This is a genomic window from Dactylosporangium thailandense (assembly GCF_059739745.1).
Genome location: NZ_AP029195.1, coordinates 7,403,993 through 7,422,056 on the forward strand (window position 1 = coordinate 7,403,993; position 18,064 = coordinate 7,422,056).

15 protein-coding genes are annotated in these 18,064 nt (G+C 70.4%); 11 read left to right on the forward strand and 4 right to left on the reverse strand.

Annotated elements, in window-relative coordinates:
• The first annotated feature begins 117 nt into the window (after positions 1 to 117).
• Positions 118 to 3,270 (forward strand): penicillin acylase family protein, encoded by a 3,153-nt coding sequence (locus AC6JBM_RS32870; RefSeq protein ID WP_497977899.1) that lies wholly within the window; start codon positions 118 to 120, stop codon positions 3,268 to 3,270.
• On the opposite strand, the gene AC6JBM_RS32875 is transcribed toward AC6JBM_RS32870, so the two are convergent.
• Both AC6JBM_RS32875 and AC6JBM_RS32880 read right to left on the reverse strand, forming a co-directional pair.
• Positions 3,267 to 3,767: a pyridoxamine 5'-phosphate oxidase family protein gene (locus AC6JBM_RS32875; protein WP_497977900.1), complete on the reverse strand. Its 501-nt coding sequence runs from the start codon at positions 3,765 to 3,767 to the stop codon at positions 3,267 to 3,269. The two genes, AC6JBM_RS32870 and AC6JBM_RS32875, sit on opposite strands and share 4 nt — an antisense overlap.
• A 33-nt stretch (positions 3,768 to 3,800) precedes the next feature.
• Positions 3,801 to 4,346, reverse strand: a complete 546-nt coding sequence (locus tag AC6JBM_RS32880; RefSeq protein ID WP_497977901.1) for an AAA family ATPase — start codon at positions 4,344 to 4,346, stop codon at positions 3,801 to 3,803.
• Positions 4,347 to 4,432: 86 nt separating this feature from the next.
• Here AC6JBM_RS32880 and AC6JBM_RS32885 point away from each other — a divergent pair, with 86 nt between their 5' ends.
• The 8 genes from AC6JBM_RS32885 (at position 4,433) to AC6JBM_RS32920 (ending at position 13,858) form a co-directional block, all read left to right on the forward strand.
• Positions 4,433 to 4,816, forward strand: coding sequence for a hypothetical protein (locus AC6JBM_RS32885; protein WP_497977902.1), 384 nt, complete (start codon positions 4,433 to 4,435; stop codon positions 4,814 to 4,816).
• 302 nt (positions 4,817 to 5,118) lie between these two features.
• On the forward strand, positions 5,119 to 6,129 hold the full coding sequence (locus tag AC6JBM_RS32890) for a LacI family DNA-binding transcriptional regulator (RefSeq protein ID WP_350622959.1): 1,011 nt from the start codon (positions 5,119 to 5,121) through the stop codon (positions 6,127 to 6,129).
• 42 nt (positions 6,130 to 6,171) lie between these two features.
• Positions 6,172 to 6,987, forward strand: coding sequence for an exodeoxyribonuclease III (locus AC6JBM_RS32895; protein ID WP_497977903.1), 816 nt, complete (start codon positions 6,172 to 6,174; stop codon positions 6,985 to 6,987).
• Positions 6,988 to 7,479: 492 nt separating this feature from the next.
• Entirely contained in the window at positions 7,480 to 8,481 is a 1,002-nt protein-coding gene (locus tag AC6JBM_RS32900) for an ABC transporter permease (protein ID WP_497977904.1), read from the forward strand.
• Between the two features lie 193 nt (positions 8,482 to 8,674).
• Positions 8,675 to 10,432 (forward strand): ABC transporter substrate-binding protein, encoded by a 1,758-nt coding sequence (locus AC6JBM_RS32905; RefSeq protein ID WP_497977905.1) that lies wholly within the window; start codon positions 8,675 to 8,677, stop codon positions 10,430 to 10,432.
• Positions 10,433 to 10,581: 149 nt separating this feature from the next.
• Positions 10,582 to 11,634: an ABC transporter permease gene (locus AC6JBM_RS32910; RefSeq protein ID WP_497977906.1), complete on the forward strand. Its 1,053-nt coding sequence runs from the start codon at positions 10,582 to 10,584 to the stop codon at positions 11,632 to 11,634.
• A gap of 2 nt (positions 11,635 to 11,636) precedes the next feature.
• Positions 11,637 to 12,716, forward strand: coding sequence for an ABC transporter ATP-binding protein (locus tag AC6JBM_RS32915; protein ID WP_497977907.1), 1,080 nt, complete (start codon positions 11,637 to 11,639; stop codon positions 12,714 to 12,716).
• A gap of 11 nt (positions 12,717 to 12,727) precedes the next feature.
• A complete protein-coding gene (locus tag AC6JBM_RS32920) occupies positions 12,728 to 13,858 on the forward strand; it encodes an ABC transporter ATP-binding protein (RefSeq protein ID WP_350622919.1) in 1,131 nt (376 codons plus the stop codon).
• A 25-nt stretch (positions 13,859 to 13,883) separates the two neighbouring features.
• Here AC6JBM_RS32920 and AC6JBM_RS32925 read toward each other — a convergent pair whose 3' ends face one another.
• Positions 13,884 to 14,300 (reverse strand): response regulator, encoded by a 417-nt coding sequence (locus tag AC6JBM_RS32925; protein WP_497977908.1) that lies wholly within the window; start codon positions 14,298 to 14,300, stop codon positions 13,884 to 13,886.
• 17 nt (positions 14,301 to 14,317) lie between these two features.
• Here AC6JBM_RS32925 and mgrA point away from each other — a divergent pair, with 17 nt between their 5' ends.
• Positions 14,318 to 15,322, forward strand: a complete 1,005-nt coding sequence (mgrA, locus tag AC6JBM_RS32930; protein WP_497977909.1) for an L-glyceraldehyde 3-phosphate reductase — start codon at positions 14,318 to 14,320, stop codon at positions 15,320 to 15,322.
• Here mgrA and AC6JBM_RS32935 read toward each other — a convergent pair.
• Positions 15,299 to 15,856: a protealysin inhibitor emfourin gene (locus AC6JBM_RS32935; RefSeq protein WP_497977910.1), complete on the reverse strand. Its 558-nt coding sequence runs from the start codon at positions 15,854 to 15,856 to the stop codon at positions 15,299 to 15,301. The genes mgrA and AC6JBM_RS32935 overlap by 24 nt on opposite strands.
• A 132-nt stretch (positions 15,857 to 15,988) precedes the next feature.
• On the opposite strand from AC6JBM_RS32935, the gene AC6JBM_RS32940 reads away from it, so the two are divergent.
• Positions 15,989 to 17,341, forward strand: a complete 1,353-nt coding sequence (locus AC6JBM_RS32940) for an MFS transporter (protein ID WP_497977911.1) — start codon at positions 15,989 to 15,991, stop codon at positions 17,339 to 17,341.
• The last annotated feature ends 723 nt before the right edge of the window (positions 17,342 to 18,064 follow it).

Below are 18,064 nucleotides of genomic sequence, written 5' to 3' on the forward strand. Positions count from 1 at the left end.
CGTAGTGGAGTACCAGCGTATCGACGGGATGAGACCTCTATTCAGTGACCGGTGTCGTTGTTACCATCCGGTAATCCGAGTCGTTTTCACGTTGACTCTTTCCGGAAGGGATCCGCCATGTCCCTGCCTGTCCTCAAACGCACCCTGGCGGCGTTACTGCTCGCCTCCGCGGTGCTCGTCGCCCCCGCCCTTGCCACCGCCCCGGCCGAGGCCGCCGTCCTCGCCCCCAACGACTACTGCCTCGGCCAGTGCAACGACATCCTGCCGCCCGGCCAGAACGGCAACGCCACGCTCGCCGACATCCTGGCCCACAAGGCCCTGGGCTTCCGCCCGGCGCACTCGGCCGACCAGCTCGGCCCGTACGCGAACCTCGTCTCGGCCTACACGGGCCTCACCGACGAGCAGATCTCGAACTTCTACAACGACGCCTCGTTCGGGGTGCCGGCCGGGCAGGTCGACCGCAGCTACAGCCCCCGCTCCGACGTGACGATCGTGCGCGACAAGGCGCTCGGCGTGCCGCACGTGACCGGCACGACCCGGGCCGGGACCATGTTCGGCGCCGGGTACGCCGGGGCCGAGGACCGGCTCTTCGTGATGGACCTGCTGCGCCGGGTCGGCCGCGGCAAGCTGACCCCGTTCGCGGGCGGCGCGCCGGGCAACCGGGAGCTGGAGCAGAGCATCTGGCGCCAGGCCCCGTACACCGAGGCCGACCTGCAGGCCCAGGTCGCGGCGCTGCGCACCAAGGGCACCCGCGGGGCCCAGCTCTACGACGACGTGCAGAGCTACGTCGCGGGGATCAACGCCTACATCGCCGCGTGCATGTCGGGGCGCAACTGCCCCGGGGAGTACGTGCTCACCGGCCACCTCGACGCGATCACCAACGCGGGCGGGCCGGAGCCGTTCCAGATGACCGACCTGATCGCCATCGCCGGCGTGGTCGGCGGGCTCTTCGGCGGCGGCGGGGGCGGCGAGGTGGAGTCGGCGCTCGTGCGCGTCACCGCCCGCGCCCGCTACGGCGTCACCGAGGGCGACCGGCTCTGGGCCGCGTTCCGCGAGCAGAACGACGACGAGACCGTGCTCACGCTGCACAACGGGCAGTCGTTCCCGTACGGCGCGGCCGACCCGAACGCCGCGAGCGTCGCGCTGCCGGACGCGGGCAGCGTGACCGCCCAGCCGGTGGTGTTCAACCCGACCGGCTCGGCCACGACGACCGCCGGCCTGGCGCCCGGGTCCGCGACCAAGCGGGGCATGTCCAACGCGGTCGTCGTGGACGCGGCCCACTCGGCCGGCGGGCACCCGATCGCGGTGTTCGGGCCGCAGACCGGGTACTTCTCCCCGCAGCTGCTCATGCTGCAGGAGCTGCAGGGCCCGGGGATCAGCGCGCACGGGGTCGCCTTCGCCGGGCTCAACCTCTACGTGCTGCTCGGCCGCGGCCAGGACTACGCGTGGAGCGCCACCTCGGCGGAGCAGGACATCACCGACACCTACGCGGTGCCGCTGTGCAACACCAACGGCTCCGCCGCCACCACCGCGTCGACGGCGTACCTCTTCCACGGCACGTGCACGCCGATGGAGGCGCTGACCCAGATCAACGCCTGGACGCCCACCGTCGCCGACGGCACGGCCGCCGGGTCCTACCAGCTCATCACGTACCGCACGAAGTACGGCCTGGTCGCGTGGCGCGGGACGGTCGGCGGGCAGCCCGTCGCCTTCACCCAGCTGCGCTCGACGTACCGGCACGAGGCCGACTCGGCCATCGGCTTCCAGGCGTTCAACGACCCGGCCGCCATGGGATCTCCGGCGCAGTTCATCGCCTCGGCCTCCGACGTCGGCTACGCGTTCAACTGGTTCTACGTGAACTCGACGGACACCGCGTACTTCAACTCCGGCGCGAACCCGGTGCGCAAGGCGGGCGCCAACCCGAACCTGCCGGCGAAGGCGGACCCGGCTTATGAATGGTCCGGGTGGAATGCGGATACGAATACGGCCGACTACATTCCGGTGAACCAGCATCCGCAGTCGACCGGGCAGGATTATTTCGTCTCTTGGAATAACAAGCAAAGTAAGGACTTCTCGGCGGCCGACGGAAACTTCAGTTTCGGTGCCGTGCAGCGCGCGGATCTGCTCGACCAGCGGGTCAAATCGGCGCTGAGCGGCGGCAAGAAGGTCGATCGGGCCGGCGTGGTGCGCATCGTCGAGGACGCCGCCGTCACCGACCTGCGCGCGGAGAACCTGCTGCCCGAGCTGCTGCGCATCCTCGACCCGGCCGGGACCGGCACCGACCCGAACGTGACGGCGCTGCGCGCCTGGCTGGCGGCCGGGGCCAAGCGGGTCGAGACGTCGCCGGGGTCGCACGTGTACCAGCACGCGGCCGCCATCCGCACCTTCGACGCCTGGTGGCCCAAGCTCGTCGACGGCGCCTTCCGGCCGGGGCTCGGCGACGACGTGTACGGGGCGCTCACGAGGGCGCTGCAGATCGACGAGTCGCCGTCCGGGGCCACCGGGCCGACGAACGCGGGCTCGCTGAACCAGACCCAGGGGCACAAGGGGTCCTCGTTCCAGTACGGGTGGTGGGGGTACCTCGACAAGGACCTCCGGTCGGTCCTCGGCGACCCGGTGCGCAGCGGCCTGGGCAAGACCTACTGCGGCGGCGGGACCCTGGCCGCGTGCAAGCAGGTGCTGGTCACGACCCTCGCCACGGCGGCGGCCGAGCCCGCGACGACCACCTACCCGGGCGACACCAACTGCTCGGCCGGCGACCAGTGGTGCGCGGACACGATCATCCAGTCGCCGCTCGGCGGGATCACGCACGACAAGATCTCGTGGCAGAACCGGCCGACGTACCAGCAGGTGGTCTCGTTCCCGGCCAAGCGGGGCGACGATCTCACCAACCTGGCGCTGGGCCGGAGCGTGAGCGCGAGCAGCACGCAGCTCGGCTACTCGACCGGCGCCGCGGTGGACGGCAACCCGACCAGCCGGTGGGCCAGCGGGTGGAGCGACAACCAGTCGATCACCGTGGATCTCGGCTCGGCCCAGCAGGTCCGGCGGGTGATCCTGCGCTGGGAGTCGGCGTACGGGTCGCGGTACCGCATCGAGGTGTCCGCGAACAACAGCACGTGGACGACCGCGGCCACGGTCGACGCGGGCAACGGCGGGATCGACAACGTGACGTTCGCGCCGGTCAGCGCCCGGTACGTGCGCATGACGGGGGTCGCCCGCGGCACGACCTACGGGTACTCGCTGTGGGAGTTCGAGGTCTACAAGAGCTAGACGGCCGCGCGGTGGCGGCCGCCGGGAAGCTCGTGCGCGGGCACCTCGGCGGCCGCCCAGGTCACGTACTGCCCGGCCCGGCTCAGCACGCACGTGCTCACGAGCAGCTCGACGAGCACGTGCTGGCTGAAGCCGGGCGGCGGCGTGGCCAGGGCCCGCTCGGCGACGAACGCGGCCGCCACCGAGCGGCGCAGGGCCGGCTCGCGCGGGAACACGGCCCGCCCGGTGAGGTAGAACGCCTCCTCGCCGGGGTCCATGGGAAAGGTGTGCAGCGCGAAGCGGTTGTCGCGCAGCAGGTCCTCGAGCTTCGGCGAGACCATGAGCAGGGTGAACAGGCCGTCCTCGACGAGCAGGGGGCTGATCGGGTGCACCCGCGGGCCGCCGTCGGCGCGCACGGTGCCCAGGTAGGCCAGGCCGACGCCGCTGCGGTAGAGCAGCGCGCGACCGGCCGCGGCGAGGTCCGGCGCCGATCGCCGCAAGCGCCCCCACGAGAGCATGGCGCTCAGACTCGCGCACCGGCGCCCACCGGGTCAATTCATGTTCGGGTGCCGGAAATTCCGGATGAGCTCCTGGACCTCGTCGGCGACCTCGCCGGCGAGCAGGTCGTCCGTGTCCACGACCTCGCCGAGGGAGTACAGGTCGCGGCGGGCGGTCAGGTACCTGCCCAGGTCCTCCAGCCGCCACCCGCCCGCGTCCGCGCTGCCGTCGGCCTCGACCCGCTCGACGAGGGCCGGCGCCGAGACGTCCAGCAGCACGTGGCGCACCTCGTGGCCCCGGTCGCGCAGCGCGCCCAGGATCTCCTCGAGGTGCCCGCGGCGCAGCATCGTCAGGGGCACGAGCAGCGGGTCGGCGCCGCGGGCCTGGCGGGCCGCGGCGACGACGGTGGCCGCGCGCCAGGCCGGCAGGTCACGGTAGTCGCCGTGGCGCACCGCGGGGCGGACCAGGCCGGCCGTGCGCTGCAGCACCCAGCCGACGCGCTCGGCGTCGAAGGCCCGGGCCCGTGGCTCGCGGCGGCACAGCTCGGCGGTCACGGTGGCCTTGCCGACGCCCGACGGGCCGTTGAGCCAGACGATCACGGGTCCTCCCCACGGCCGGTACGGCTTCCAGGATTCTCGCAGGTGGAACCGAGGGGGATGCCAGCCCGGCACGCGATAAATGAGACATGACGATCCTGACCCTTCCCCCGCGTCCCTCCGCCGTGCTCGACCAGGAGCGCATCGACGTGCTGCTCATCGCCCCGGCCCATCGCCTCCCGGAGCTGGACCGGCATCTCCCCCAGGGCTGGGTGGTGACCCGGCGGGCCGAGATGCCGGCCGGGTGCCGGGAGCCCGACATCGTGGTGCTCGACGACCCCGGCCCCCGCTCCGTCACCGCCGCCTGCCTGCGCCATCCGTCCGCCTCGATCGTGGCCGTGCTGAGCCCCTACAGCGACCACCAGGCCGTGGTCGACGTGCTGGAGGCCGGCGCCGACGCCTGCGTGCGCTCGTCCACGGCCGCGGTGATCGCCGCCCACCTCGAGGCCTGCCGGCGGCGCCAGGCGGCATAACGGGATTTGGCGTTTCCCACAACATATTCCAGAGAGCGCTCTCAACCGATTCCGTGATTGACATTGGGCTAGTCATGGGCCAGTCTGATTCCAGTCTTGAGAGCGCTCTCCGGCCGATACGGCGGCTTGGGTGACCGGCGTATCGTGTCCCGGCGAATCGTGATCAGGGTGTAACCGGTGTGAGGGTGCGACGGGCGATGGAGCGACATGCTCCATCGCCCGTCATTGTTTGTGCGCTACACATTGCTGAGCTTCAGTCATGATGGTCCGGCAGAACAGATATGGGGGTCGCCACAATGGTGATGTCGGGGCGGGACCGGCCCACGCTCGAAAACGTCGCGCAACGCGCCGGGGTGTCACGCGCCACCGCCTCGCGCGTGGTCAACGGGTCGACGTCCGTCGCACCGCACATCCGCGACAAGGTGCTCAGCGCGGTCGAGGCGCTGGGCTACGTGCCCAACCAGGCCGCCCGCAGCCTCGTCACCCAGCGGACCGACTCCATCGCCCTGGTCGCCTCCGAGACCGCGAGCCGGGTCTTCTCCGACGACCCCTTCTTCTCCAGCATCATCCGCGGGGTCAGCCTCGAGCTCGAGGCCGTGGACAAGCAGCTCGTGCTCATGATGGTCGGCCCCAGCGGGCCGAGCCACGACCGCGTGGAGCGCTACTGCACCGGCGGGCACGTCGACGGGGCCATCATCTTCTCGATGCACGGCGCCGACCCGCTGCCGGAGCGGCTGAGCCGGGCCGGGGTGCCGGTGGTGTGCAACGGGCGGCTGCTGATCCAGTCGTCGGTGCCCTACGTCGACGTGGACAACGAGGACGCGGCCCGGGCCGCGGTGCGCCACCTGCTCGACACCGGGCGCCGGCGGGTCGCCACGATCGCCGGGCCGCAGGACATGAGCGCGGGGATCGACCGGCTCAAGGGCTACCGCGCGGCGATGCAGGACAGCGGCCGGCGCTCGCTGGTGGCCGTCGGCGACTTCACCCGGCAGTCCGGCGCGCTGGCCATGAGCCAGCTGCTCGGCGACGACCCGCAGCTCGACGCCGTCTTCGCCGCCTCCGACGCGATGGCCGAGGGGGCGCTGCGCGCGCTGCGGCAGGCCGGGCGCCGGGTCCCCGACGACGTGGCCGTGGTCGGCTTCGACGACATGGACTTCGCCCGCGACACCGAGCCGCCGCTGACCACCGTGCGCCAGCCGATCACCGACCTCGGCCGGATGGCGGCCCGCCAGGTGCTGCGGATGGCCGGTGGCGAGACGATCGAGCCCGTGCTGCTGCTCCCCACGGAACTGGTGAAGCGGGAGTCGGCCTGAAAGGCGGCGAGGAATGCCGGGCAGACGTGGCATGCTGCTCCGGTGAGGCTCGCCACCTGGAACGTGAACTCCGTCAAGGCCCGGCTGCCCCGCCTGCTCGAGTGGCTGGAGCTGGCCGGGCCTGACGTGCTCTGCCTGCAGGAGACGAAGCTGGCCACGGACGCGTTCCCGGCGGACGAGGTCAAGGCGCTCGGCTACGACACCGTCCACCACGGCGAGGGGCGCTGGAACGGCGTCGCGCTGCTGTCGCGGGCCGGGCTGGACGACGTGCGCCGCGGTTTCACGGACGCCCCGGGCTGGAGCGGCGAGCCGGGCGGCGAGGAGCCCCTGTTCGAGGAGCCGCGGCTGGAGGCCCGCGCCGTCTCGGCCGTCTGCGGCGGGGTGCGGGTCTGGTCGGTCTACGTGCCCAACGGGCGCACGCCGGAGTCGGCGCATTACGGGTACAAGCTGAGCTGGCTGGCCGCCCTGCGCCGGGCGGTGGCCGCGGACCTCGCCACCGGCGACCCGGTCGCCGTCTGCGGCGACTTCAACGTGGCCCCGCGCGACTCCGACGTCTTCGACATCGCGGCCTTCGCCGGCGCCACGCACGTCACGCAGCCCGAGCGGGACGCGGTCGCCGCGCTGCTGGACGCCGGGCTGACCGACATCGTCCCGAAGCCGATGAAGGGCTCCAACCCCTTCACCTACTGGGACTACCGGGCCGGGATGTTCCACCAGGACAAGGGCATGCGCATCGACCTGGTCTGCGTCAGCGCAACGATCGCGGGTGCGGTCAAGGGTGCCTACATCGACAGGGAGGCCAGGAAGGGCAAAGGGCCCTCTGACCACGCCCCGGTCGTGATCGATTTCGATATTTGAGCACGCTGTGTCACCATGAACCCCGCCCGGACCGTACTGTTAAGTGTGAAACGATCAACGATCGTCCTGGATAGCCCGTTCTCGCCGTTCTTGGCGCCATGTTTCCAGCACATTGCGTGATCACACCGTTACGATTCGCCGGTAAATCGCCCGTTTAGGGGGTGTATGATCCAAAAGTCGCTGTGCTTGGATCACGCCCTCATCACGGCGCGGCGTGGACTTGGTTACAGGACAGCGGGTGACCCTTGACGATCGGCCGAACGGGAGACAGGGTTCGTCCAACGAAGGCGACGACACCACGTCGGCTTCGTGCACGCTCTGCCCGTGGACCGAACCTGCGGATAGGGCACCAGGAGTCCACGAAGACACAGCCGATCGGCTGCTGACTGCCACGGGCCCCGGTCTGGCCGACGCATGCTCGCTGCACGGTGCGACGGTCATCGCTGGCGGCTTGCAGGCGGGCAGACGGCCGGGGAGAGGGGCACCACGCCCATGACTATGGGACCCGTCACGTCGAAGAGCGACGAGCAGGTGCCGACGGTCGAAGAGGCGACCGCCACGCCTGCCGGTGTTCCCGCGAAGGCCATCGAAGGTCGCTCGCTCAGTCAGATTGCGTGGACCCGGCTCAAGCGCGACAAGATCGCGCTCACTGGAGGCGGGTTCATTATTTTCCTGGTGCTGGTCGCGGTGTTCGCCCCCTTGATCAACAAGGCGTTCGGGCATCCGGTCAACGAGTTCCACCAAGAACTGATCGACCCATCGCTGGGCGGCATCCCGCCCGTCGGAACCTGGGGCGGCGTCAGCAAGGACTTCCTGCTCGGCGTCCAGCCCGTCAGCGGCCGCGACCTGTTCTCGCAGATCATCTACGGCGCCCAGGTCTCGCTGCTCGTGGCGCTGTCCGCCACGATCGTCGCGGTTGCCATCGGCGTGGTGCTCGGCGTCGTCTCCGGCTACTTCGGTGGCATGGTCGACAGCCTCATCAGCCGGCTCATGGACCTGATCCTGGCCTTCCCGTACCTGCTGTTCTCGATCGCCCTGATCTCCGTCGTGCCGGCCAGCACCGGCTGGCGGGTCGGCGTGGTCATCTCGGTCATCGCGTTCTTCAGCTGGCCGTACATCGGGCGCATCGTCCGCGGCCAGACTCTCTCCCTGCGGGAACGCGAGTTCGTCGAGGCGGCACGCAGCATCGGAGCGGGCGCGCCCCGCATCCTCTTCCGGGAGCTGCTGCCGAACCTGACCGCACCGATCCTCGTCTACGCGACGCTGATCATCCCCACGAACATCCTCTTCGAGGCCGCGCTGTCGTTCCTCGGTGTCGGCGTGCTGCCGCCCACCCCCTCGTGGGGCCGGCTGCTCTCCGACGCCGTGCAGTACTACGAGTACGACCCGATGTACATGTTCGTGCCCGGCTTCGCGATCTTCCTCATGGTCCTCGCCTTCAACCTGTTCGGCGACGGCCTGCGTGACGCCCTGGACCCGAAGGCCAACCGGTAGCCCCTCGGGCCACCGGCGGCCTCCGGCCGTCACGCACACCCCGCACCACCCCGTCCGGCATGCGGCCGAGCCGATGGCTCAGCCGGCCCGGTCGAACCCTGTGTGCACACCTGGCTTCACTCGCACAGCAGCACAGCTCGGACGGCCCGTCCCTCGGCGGGTCGCGCCAAACAAGGAGGGAAACCCAGTGAGAATGAGGACAGGGGTTCTGGTGGCCGGTTCGGTCACCATCGCCCTGGCGTTGTCCGCCTGCGGTGGCAGCGGCGACACGCCCAAGACCGGTGAGAGCGGCGGCTCGGGTGTGTCCGGCTTCAACGCCGCCACCAAGGGCATCGTGAACCCGTCCACCAAGAAGGGCGGCACGCTCAAGCTCGTCAACCAGTCCGACCCGGATTCGTGGGACCCGGCGCGGGCCTACTACGCGTACGTGTGGAACCTGATGAAGGGCTACTACGTCCGCACCCTCGTCACCAACGAGGCGAAGCCCGGCGAGGACGGCCTCAAGCTGGTTCCCGACCTGGCGCAGGCCATGCCGGAGATCTCGGCCGACGGCAAGACCTACACCTTCAAGCTCAAGTCGGGCATCAAGTTCGAGGACGGCTCGCCGATCACCTCGAAGGACTTCAAGTACGGCATCGAGCGCATCTTCGCGCAGGACGTGCTGTCCGGCGGTCCGACCTACCTGGTCGACGTGCTCGACCAGGGCCAGAAGTACCCCGGCCCGTACAAGGACACCGACCCGAACAAGCTGGGTCTGAAGTCCGTCGAGACGCCGGACGACAGCACGATCGTCTTCAAGCTGGCCGAGCCGCTGTCGGACTTCATCTACCTGCTCGCCGCGCCCGACGCCAGCCCGATCCCGCAGGCGAAGGACACCGGCGACAAGTACGGCGAGAAGCCCGTCTCCTCCGGCCCGTACAAGTTCCAGTCGTACGACCAGGGCAAGAAGGCCGTCTGGGTCCGCAACGACCAGTGGGACCCGAAGACCGACACGGTGCGCGCCGCGCTGCCGGACCAGATCGAGATGACCATCGGCACGGCGGTCGAGGAGATCGACAACCAGCTGCTGAGCGGTGAGATCGACATCGACACCGCGCAGACCGGTGTCCAGCAGGGTGCGCAGCCGAAGATCCTGCTCGACCCGGAGAAGAAGAAGAACGCGGACACCCCGAACACGGGCTTCATCCGCTACTTCTCGATCAGCACCAAGGTCGCGCCGTTCGACAACATCCACTGCCGCAAGGCCGTGCAGTACGCGACCGACAAGATCACGATGCAGACCGCTCGTGGTGGTGCCGACGCCGGTGGTGACGTCGCCTTCAACATGCTGCCGCCGAACATCGCGGGTCACGACGACTACGACCCGTACAACACCAAGTCCGGCAAGCCGCAGATCGACAAGGCCAAGGAAGAGCTCGCGGCGTGTGGCAAGCCGAACGGCTTCGACACCGTGATCGCGACTCGTAACGCCGGCAAGGAGCCCAAGACGGCCGAGGCGCTGCAGGCGGCGCTGAAGAACGTGGGCATCAACGCTCGCCTCGACCCGACCGAGCCGTCGCTGTACTTCCGCTCGACCATCGGCGCGCCGTCCAACGTCGCGGCCAAGGGCTACGGCCTCATGATGGCCGGTTGGGGTGCCGACTTCCCGACCGCGTACGGCTTCCTGTCCGTGCTGGTCGACGGCCGCAACATCCTGCCGTCCGGTAACAACAACTACGCCGAGCTCAACGACCCGGAGATCAACTCCCTGATCGACCAGGCGAAGGCGGAGAAGGACCCGGCCAAGGCCGCGGCCGTCTGGACGACCATCAACCACAAGGTCATGGACGCCGCGGTCATGGTGCCGTTCGTCTACGACAAGGCGCTCAACTACCGCAACCCCCGCGTCACGAACGTGTTCGTGACGGAGTACTACGGCATGTACGACTTCGGCAGCCTGGGCGTCAGCTGACCCCTCGGGTCGCAGTAGCCCTGGCACCGAAGCAGCAAGCCTGAACAGCCGGTAACCCGCCCTTCACGAGTACAGAAGGCAGGTGAGGGCCACGGCGCCGGCCGGTGAGACGGGAACACCGTCGATCCGGCCGGCGTCAGGCCGCACACGTGATCAACTACATCCTGCGCCGCCTGGTCACCGCGGCACTGCTCATCGTGGCCGTCTCCATGGTCACCTTCGCGATCTTCTTCCTGATCCCGAAGGCGGCGCACGCCGATCCCGCTGAGATGTACGTCGGTAAGTCGGCGACCCCGCGCGACGTCGAGCTGACGCGGATCAAGCTCGGCCTGGACCAGCCGATCTACATCCAGTACGGCCGGTTCGTGAAGGGTCTCGTGGTCGGCCGCGACTACAACAGCGGTCCCACGGTCACGCACTGCTCGGCCCCCTGCTTCGGGTACTCGTTCCGCACCGACCGCGAGGTCTGGCCCCTGCTGCTGGACCGTCTCCCGGTCACCATCTCCCTCGCCATCGGCGCCGCGATCCTCTGGCTCTTCGGCGGTGTCGCCGGCGGCGTCATATCCGCGCTGAAACGCGGCCAAATCGCCGACCGGGCAGTGATGATCATCGCGCTCGCCGGCGTCTCCCTACCGGTCTACTTCACCGGTCTCGTCTTCCAGTCGCTGTTCGTCCACCAGTGGAAGATCTTCCGCGGTGGCGAGTACATCAACTTCGTCGACGATCCGTGGGGCTGGGCCAACAAGCTCTTCCTCGCCTGGGTGAGCCTCGCCCTGCTGTTCGCCGCCACCTACGCGCGGCTGACGCGGGCGCAGATGCTCGAGACCCTCGGCGAGGACTACATCCGCACCGCCCGGGCCAAGGGTCTGAAGGAGCGGGTCGTCATCGGCAAGCACGCCATGCGCGCGGTGCTCACGCCGATCGTGACGATCTTCGGCCTCGACCTCGGCACGCTGCTCGGCGGCGCGATCCTCACCGAGCGGGTGTTCTCGCTGCCCGGCATCGGCAAGCTCAGCGTCGACGCGGTGACCCAGAAGGACCTGCCGATCATCCTCGGCGCGACCCTCTTCGCCTCGTTCTTCATCGTCATGGCCAACCTGATCGTCGACGTGCTCTACGCCGTGATCGACCCCCCGGGTGCGGCTCTCGTGACCCGCACCCCGTCCCGGTCCACGCTTCACGGCACCCCAGGAAAGGAGTGAGCATGTCCAGCAGCCTGCTCACCGACGGCACGCCGAGCCCGTCCGGGTCCGGCGCGGGCACCGCAGAGTCGTTCCTCGACGTGCGGGACCTGCGGATCCACTTCAAGACCGACGACGGCGTGGTCAAGGCCGTCGACGGCCTGACGTTCAAGCTCGAGCGCGGCGAGACCCTCGGCATCGTGGGCGAGTCCGGCTCCGGCAAGAGCGTCACGAGCCTGGGCATCCTGGGCCTGCACCGGCGCGGCTCCGCGAAGATCTCCGGCGAGGTCTGGCTCGACGGCGAGGAGCTCATCGGCGCCTCGCCCGAGCGGGTCCGGCTCCTGCGCGGCGCCAAGATGTCGATGATCTTCCAGGACCCGCTGACCGCGATGCACCCGTACTACACGGTCGGCGCCCAGATCGTCGAGGCGTACCGGGTCCACCACAAGGTCAGCAAGAACGACGCCCGCAAGCGCGCGATCGAGATGCTCGACCGGGTCGGCATCCCGCAGCCCCAGCGGCGCGTGGACGACTACCCGCACCAGTTCTCCGGCGGTATGCGCCAGCGCGCCATGATCGCCATGTCGCTGGTGAACAACCCGCAGCTGCTCATCGCCGACGAGCCCACCACGGCGCTCGACGTGACGGTCCAGGCCCAGATCCTCGACCTGATCCGCGACCTGCAGTCGGAGTTCAACTCGGCGGTCATCATCATCACCCACGACCTGGGCGTCGTGGCCGAGGTCGCCGACGACATCCTGGTGATGTACGGCGGCAAGTGCGTCGAGCACGCCACCGCGGAGACCATCTTCCGCCGCCCCGAGCACCCGTACGCCTGGGGTCTGCTCTCGTCGATGCCCCGCGTCGACCGGGAGGTGCGCGACCGGCTGGTGCCGATCAAGGGCAGCCCGCCGTCGCTGATCAACCTCCCGAGCGGCTGCTCCTTCCACCCGCGCTGCCCCTACGTGGAGCGCAACGGCATCCCTTGCAAGACGGTCGAGCCGACCCTGGCGGAGGGCACCGCCGAGCACGGCGTCGCCTGCCACATCCCGCCCGCGGAACGGCTGGCCATCTTCAAGTCGGACATCGCCCCGAACCTCTGAGGAGCACGACAGTGTCGACGACGACCCAACCCCAGCCGGCGGCGGCGCCTCAGCGCGACGGCGAGAACCTCCTCGAGGTGCGCGGCCTGGAGAAGCATTTCCCGATCATGCGGGGCGCGTTCATCAAGCGAAAGGTCGGCGCGGTCCGCGCGGTCGACGGCATCGACCTGGCCGTCAAGACCGGCGAGACGCTCGGCCTGGTCGGCGAGTCCGGCTGCGGCAAGTCCACCACCGGCCGGCTCATGACCCGGCTGCTGGAGCCGACCGGCGGCCAGGTGCTGCTGGAGGGGCAGGACATCTCCCACTACGGCGTGGGGAAGATGCGCCCGCTGCGGCGCGAGGTCCAGATGATCTTCCAGGACCCGTACTCGTCGCTGAACCCGCGTCACACGGTCGGCTCGATCGTCGGGGCCCCGCTGCAGGTGCAGAGCATCAAGACCGCGCACGGGCAGAAGCGCGAGGTCCAGCGGCTGCTGGAGCTCGTCGGCCTCAACCCCGAGCACTACAACCGCTACCCGCACGAGTTCTCGGGCGGCCAGCGCCAGCGCATCGGCATCGCCCGGGCGCTCGCGCTCCAGCCGAAGCTGATCATCGCCGACGAGCCCGTCTCGGCCCTGGACGTGTCGATCCAGGCGCAGGTCGTGAACCTGCTCGACGACCTGCAGCGCGAGTTCAACCTGACGTACGTCTTCATCGCCCACGACCTGTCCGTCGTCCGGCACATCTCGGACCGGGTCGCGGTGATGTACCTGGGCAAGGTCGTCGAGATCGGCGGGCGCGACGGGCTCTACGTGAACCCGCTGCACCCGTACACGTTCGCCCTGCTCTCCGCAGTGCCGGTGCCCGACCCGTCGCGGCGCGACAAGGCGCAGCGGGAGCGGATCCTGCTCACCGGCGACGTGCCGAGCCCGATCGACCCGCCGTCCGGCTGCCGCTTCCGCACCCGGTGCTGGAAGGCGCAGGACCTGTGCGCCCAGGAGGAGCCGCTGCTGCGCGAGCTCGCCCCGGGGCAGACGGTCGCCTGCCACTTCCCGATCACCGACGAGGAGCGCTCGGCGCGCGGGGCGCAGGCGGCCCGGGCCGCGGCGGCGGAGATCCCGGTCGACACGGCCGAGGACCCGTTCGCGGAGCCGATCGCCTAACTGGTGTTTTATGGGGGCCGTCTCGTCATGCACGCATGACGAGGCGGCCCCCGAGCATTGCGTCGACCTTGCTGATGAGCTGGCTCGGGCGCAGGGGCTTCATGAGGTAGTCGCTCGCGCCCGCCAGCTTGGCCTCCTCCCGGCCGCGCAGCCGCCCGTAGGCGCTGAGCACGAGCACGGGCAGGTCGCGGGTGGCCGGCGCGGCGCGGACCTTCTTGCACAGGTCGAGCCCCGACACGCTGGGCATCCACATGTCGGTGACGATCATGTCGAACGTCCGGTGCTCCAGGGCTTCCAGGGCCGCGGCGCCGTTGCCGACCGCCGTCACGTCCGCGCCGGCGCCCTCCAGGGCCATGGTGAACAGCTCGCGGATGTCGGAGTCGTCCTCGGCCACCAGGATCGATGCGACCGCCGGAGGCTTCTCCACGGGCTCCTCGTCCATCTGGCCAGTTTAGGATCATGGCCGTGGCGTACGAGGCGGCTTCGGGCCGATACCAGGACATGCTCTACCGGCGCAGCGGACGCAGCGGGCTCAAGCTGCCGGCCATCTCCCTCGGGCTGTGGCACAACTTCGGGCGGGAGCGGCCGTTCGAGACCCAGCGCTCGATCGTGCGGCGCGCCTTCGACGCGGGCGTGACCCACTTCGACCTGGCCAACAACTACGGGCCGCCGCCGGGGTCGGCCGAGGAGAACTTCGGGCGCGTCCTCGCCGAGGATCTGCGGCCGTACCGCGACGAGCTCATCATCTCCACGAAGGCCGGCTACGACATGTGGCCGGGGCCGTACGGGGAGTGGGGGTCGCGCAAGTACGTGCTGGCCTCGCTCGACCAGTCGCTGCGGCGCATGGGGCTCGAGTACGTCGACATCTTCTACTCGCATCGCCCGGACCCGGACACCCCGCTGGAAGAGACCATGGGCGCGCTGGACGCCGCGGTGCGGGCGGGCAAGGCGCTGTACGTCGGCATCTCCAACTACACCCCCGAGCAGACCCTCGCGGCCGCCCGCATCCTGCGCGAGCTCGGCACGCCGCTGCTGATCCACCAGCCGTCGTACTCGATGCTGAACCGCTGGATCGAGGACGGCCTGCTGGACGCGCTCGAGGAGGCCGGGGCGGGCTGCATCCCGTTCTCGCCGCTGGCGCAGGGGCTGCTGACCAACCGGTACCTCGACGGCATTCCGGACGACTCCCGCGTGCGCACCAGCCGCTTCCTCAACGAGTCCGACCTGACCGCGTCCCGGCTGCAGCTCATCCGGGCGCTGGACCAGGTGGCCCGCGAGCGCGGCCAGAGCCTGGCCCAGCTGGCGCTGGCCTGGGCGCTGCGCGACTCGCGGGTCACCTCGCTGATCATCGGGGCGTCGAGCGTGAAGCAGCTGCTCGACAACCTCGGGGCCCTGGAGAACCTGGCCCTCTCCCCCGACGAGCTGGCCCGGATCGACGGGCTACTTGCTCAGGAAGGCGCCTAGCGCGCTGACGACCGGCTGGAGGGCGGGCGGGATCGACCCGTCCTTCGCCGTGATCTGCTTGCCGCCGTAGGTGACCGTGTAGGTGTAGGCGTCGGCCACCGCGCCGTTGTCGTTCATGGTCGGCAGCTTGTTGAAGTCCGTCGACGCCAGCGCGGTCTTGAGCGCGTTGGCCTCCTCGTCGGTCAGCTTGCCGGTCTTGGTGCCCTGCTTGGTCGTGATCGTGTACGACCCGTCCGGCTTCACGACCAGCGAGTCGTTGTTGCCGGCCAGGCCACCGGTGCGGGTGAAGGTCACCAGCGCGTCGGTGGCGGTCACGTTGCCGCCGCTGTTGCTCTTCGAGCTCGGGTCCGTGTTCGGCCCCGCGCTCGTGCCCGCCCCGGCACTCGCGTCCGTGCCGGCGCCGCCGCTGGAGGCCGGCACGCCGTTGGACGCGGCGCCGCTGGCTCCGGCGCCGGCCTGGTCGGTGGCGTCCGAGCACGCGCCGAGCGCGAACGTGAGCGTGAGCAGGGCGGCGGCGAGGATCCGGGACTTCATCGTGGTTCAGCTCCATCCATAGGTCTTGCTCATTGGACTGTGCCCCGACCTCAACGGTTCCCCGGTGACGTCGCCCACAATCCACCTGAATACTCGGGCGATTTTGTCGTACCCCCGCGACATGATGGCCCCATGCGTCTCGACCCCTACCGCCGCGTCCTCGCCCTACCGGGCGTGCGGCCCCTCATGATGCTGGCGTTGCTGGCCCGCATCCCGATCACGGCGATCGGGGTGACGATGACCCTGCACGTCGCTCAGGACCTCCACAAGGGGTGGGGCGCGGCGGGACTGGTGGGGGCGGCCCTGACGGTCGGAACGGCGCTCGGCGGCCCGCTCAACGGCCGCTTCGTGGATCGCCGCGGCCTGCGCCCCATGCTGGTGGTCACCACCGTGGCCGAGGCGCTCTTCTGGGCCGCGGCGCCCTTCCTGGGCTTCACGGCGCTGCTCGCCGGCGCCTTCGTCGCCGGCGTCCTCTCCCTGCCGGTCTTCTCGGTGATCCGCCAGTCGGTCGCCGCCCTGGTCCCCGCCGACCAGCGCCGCCAGGCCTACGCGCTGGACTCGATGTCGGTCGAGCTGTCCTTCATGGCCGGCCCGCCCCTGGCCGTGCTGCTCACGAGCACCCTCTCCGGCCGCACCGCGATGTGGTCGATCGGCGGCGCCCTGGTCCTCGCCGGCCTGGCGCTGTGGGTCACCAACCCGCCCGTGCACACGTCGGAGACGCCCGGCGAGTCCGCCGCCCCGGTCCGCCGCCGCGACTGGCTGACCCCGCGCTTCGTGGCCGTGCTGGCCGCGGCCGCGGCGACCACCATGGTGCTGGCCGGCACCGACCTCGGCATCGTGGCCATGCTGCGCGGCGCGGGCCAGGTGGGCCTGGTGGGCGCCCTGCTGGCGGCCTGGGCCGTCTACTCCCTCGTGGGCGGCTTCGTCTACGGCGCCCTGCCGCGCGCGGTCCCGCTCGTCGCCCTGCTGGGCGCCCTGGCCCTGTGCACGATCCCCGCGGGCCTGGTCGGCTCCGCCTGGCCCCTGCTGTTCCTGACGCTGCTGCCGGCGGGCGCCCTGTGCGCCCCGACCCTGACCGCGACCGTCGACCTCGTGAGCCGCCTGGTGCCGGCGTCGGCCCGCGGCGAGGCGATGGGCTGGCACGGCTCCTCGCTGACCGTGGGCCTGGCGATCGGCTCGCCGCTGGCGGGCTGGGCCATCGACCGGGGCTCGCCGGCTTGGGGGTTCGCCGCGGTCGGCCTGGTGGGCGCCCTGGCCGCCGGCGCGCTCCTGTTCTTCCGCCACTTGGACACCCAGGCGCCGGGGCCGGCCCCGACCGCCGCCACTCCGCCCACTTCCCCGGCACCGGGAGCGGCCCTGACCACCGCCACCGCCCCCACCGCCACTCCGCCCACTTCCCCGGCACCGGAAGCGGCCCTGCCGGTGCCCGCGGCCCTGACCACCGACTTCGCTGCTTCGCCGGAGCCTTCGGCACCGGCCCGCTGACCGCACCCCGGGCGCCTTGAACTTCCGCGGCGCCCGGTTCGTGGGCCTTTTCGAGCGCTCGAGCGATCGCCACAGCACCCGCTCCCGACCCGCTTCGAGCCGCACGGGGCTCGGCACCGAACGGCTCTCCCCAGCGGCTCAACTGCTCGACCCGCGACGACCGCGCCACGCGATCGTCGGAGCACCCGCCGCCGACCGCTCACCGAGCCGCCCCTCCTTCCACGCGCCTGACCTTTGGAGCGCTCGGCCTGCCGACCGGGCAACTGCTTCGGCCACGCTGACTGCCTCGCATCCGCTGGGCGGCATCGTCAGGCACGGGCCTTGCACCGCACGGCTCCCTTCACCGCACACCGGGCCGAACAGGCGCCTGACCTTGGAGCGCTCGGCCTACCGACCGGTCGAGTGGTTGGGCGGCGGTGGCTGCCTCGCGTCGGCTGGGCCGCATCGTGGCGCTCGGGCTCGTTACCTTGGAGCGCTCGGCCTACCGACCGGTCGAGTGGTTGGGCGGCGGTGGCTGCCTCGCGTCGGCTGGGCCGCACCGTGGCGCTCGGGCTCGTTACCTTGGAGCGCTCGGCCTACCGACCAGTCGAGTGGTTGGGCGGCGGCGGCTGCCTCGCGTCGGCTGGGCCGCACCGTGACGCTCGGGCTCGTTGGGCTTTCGATAAGTCGGGCGCTCCGCACCCGACTTATCGGACTTATACCCCGACAGGCCATAAAGGCGAT

What these genes read in the sequence shown, in the direction of transcription:
- AC6JBM_RS32925 (WP_497977908.1), bottom strand. Translation starts at nt 14,300, where the DNA reads ATGGACGAGGAGCCCGTGGAGAAGCCTCCGGCGGTCGCATCGATCCTG.
- AC6JBM_RS32915 (WP_497977907.1), top strand. Translation starts at nt 11,637, where the DNA reads ATGTCCAGCAGCCTGCTCACCGACGGCACGCCGAGCCCGTCCGGGTCC.
- AC6JBM_RS32870 (WP_497977899.1), top strand. Translation starts at nt 118, where the DNA reads ATGTCCCTGCCTGTCCTCAAACGCACCCTGGCGGCGTTACTGCTCGCC.
- AC6JBM_RS32900 (WP_497977904.1), top strand. Translation starts at nt 7,480, where the DNA reads ATGACTATGGGACCCGTCACGTCGAAGAGCGACGAGCAGGTGCCGACG.
- AC6JBM_RS32935 (WP_497977910.1), bottom strand. Translation starts at nt 15,856, where the DNA reads ATGAAGTCCCGGATCCTCGCCGCCGCCCTGCTCACGCTCACGTTCGCG.
- AC6JBM_RS32890 (WP_350622959.1), top strand. Translation starts at nt 5,119, where the DNA reads ATGTCGGGGCGGGACCGGCCCACGCTCGAAAACGTCGCGCAACGCGCC.
- AC6JBM_RS32905 (WP_497977905.1), top strand. Translation starts at nt 8,675, where the DNA reads ATGAGGACAGGGGTTCTGGTGGCCGGTTCGGTCACCATCGCCCTGGCG.
- AC6JBM_RS32940 (WP_497977911.1), top strand. Translation starts at nt 15,989, where the DNA reads ATGCGTCTCGACCCCTACCGCCGCGTCCTCGCCCTACCGGGCGTGCGG.
- AC6JBM_RS32875 (WP_497977900.1), bottom strand. Translation starts at nt 3,767, where the DNA reads ATGCTCTCGTGGGGGCGCTTGCGGCGATCGGCGCCGGACCTCGCCGCG.
- mgrA (WP_497977909.1), top strand. Translation starts at nt 14,318, where the DNA reads ATGGCCGTGGCGTACGAGGCGGCTTCGGGCCGATACCAGGACATGCTC.
- AC6JBM_RS32885 (WP_497977902.1), top strand. Translation starts at nt 4,433, where the DNA reads ATGACGATCCTGACCCTTCCCCCGCGTCCCTCCGCCGTGCTCGACCAG.